Source organism: Pseudoalteromonas sp. XI10 (genome assembly GCF_001469895.1).
GTDB lineage: Bacteria > Pseudomonadota > Gammaproteobacteria > Enterobacterales > Alteromonadaceae > Pseudoalteromonas.
Genome location: NZ_LOPY01000022.1, coordinates 1 through 1,320 on the forward strand (window position 1 = coordinate 1; position 1,320 = coordinate 1,320).

2 protein-coding genes are annotated in these 1,320 nt (G+C 38.1%); one reads left to right on the forward strand and one right to left on the reverse strand.

Annotated features, from left to right (window positions below; translation table 11 throughout):
• Positions 1 to 914 (forward strand): cell division protein FtsZ (locus AUR67_RS06065; RefSeq protein ID WP_058584575.1); only part of this gene is annotated, 914 nt, incomplete at its 5' end.
• Between the two features lie 68 nt (positions 915 to 982).
• Here the strand turns inward: AUR67_RS06065 and AUR67_RS21150 are convergent.
• The coding region (locus AUR67_RS21150; RefSeq protein WP_058584576.1) for a hypothetical protein at positions 983 to 1,320 on the reverse strand (338 nt) is incomplete at its 5' end.

Sequence of the window (1,320 nt, forward strand, 5' to 3'; positions counted from 1 at the left end):
TTGAGCTTACAAACGGCTATGGCGCTGGCGCGGACCCCGCAATAGGGTTACTCGCCGCACAAGAAAGTGAAGAGCAATTATTAACGCTTATCAAAACCTGCGATATTCTCTTATGCGCAACTGGCTTAGGAGGTGGCACTGGCACAGGAGCTAGCCCATACATAGCTAAGTTAGCCAAAGATCTTAATAAGCCCGTAATCTGTATTGCAACATTACCCTTTACCAGTGAGGGGGATTTTAGGCGAAAAGTAGCTGAGCAAGGGCTTGATGAATTAAAACAGTTCGCTAATGCTGTTGTCACTTTACCAAATGATCAACTTATTGAGGTGCTTGGTAATGACATTGGCTTATTTGATGCCTTTAAGCACAGTAATCAAATTTTACATTCTTTAATTACCTCACTCATCGATATGCTGTGTTATCAGGGATTAATTAACGTAGATCTGCGTGACTTTCAAAGAGTAATGGACGCCCAAGGCGATGCAGTATTAGGAGTTGGAAAATGTGCTGATGAAAGCGACTTACAAATGGCTCTTACGCAAGCCCTGAGCAACCCTCTGGTTAGCAGTGTTGATATGAGCACAAGTACAGGTGTTATTGTACAAATTAATTGTGTCGATGAGATTTCATTAGGTAGTTACAACACCATAATGGATACAGTACGTCATCAAGTTAGCCCTAACGCGGTGGTTATTTGTGGTGCTTCTAAAATTACGAGTTTGGCGAATAACTTTGAAATACTCATCATAGCCACAGGTGCAAAGAGTCAGTTAATTCATGCCAAAAACATAGATGAAACAATACCTAAAGTAGAGCAAACAACAAAAGCTAAAGCAGTTGTATTTAGTCAAAGTGATATTTTTGATATTCCGGCTTTTATACGCAGTCAATCACCAGCTCCCTCTGGTAAGTAGTTTTATAGAGTTGTAACTACTTTTACTTTGCGTATTAGTCTGAGGTATTTGGTAGTATTTTATTTGTTCTAAATACTACCAAAGCAATTGTAATGAGGATCAGTAAAGAACCTGACATTTGTATCTAGTAAAGAAAAATTAGCTTTTATCTTTTTAACTATATGCTTTTTAAACAAGTTTTTGTCTAAATATACGTATGAGGTATTTTGATCAACATTAAAAACAACTCGACCTCTGGGAAAGTTGTAGTAGTCAGTGTTGTCTAGCATTAAACCAAACAATTGAGAAATATTATTATCTTCCCACTCGACTTGGTGCTGCAGCGTGCTATCAATAAATCCAAGTTGATCTGGCTTTAAGTCGATAGCACTTTGAGCTTTAAAGACTAATGTGTTTTCAGCAAACC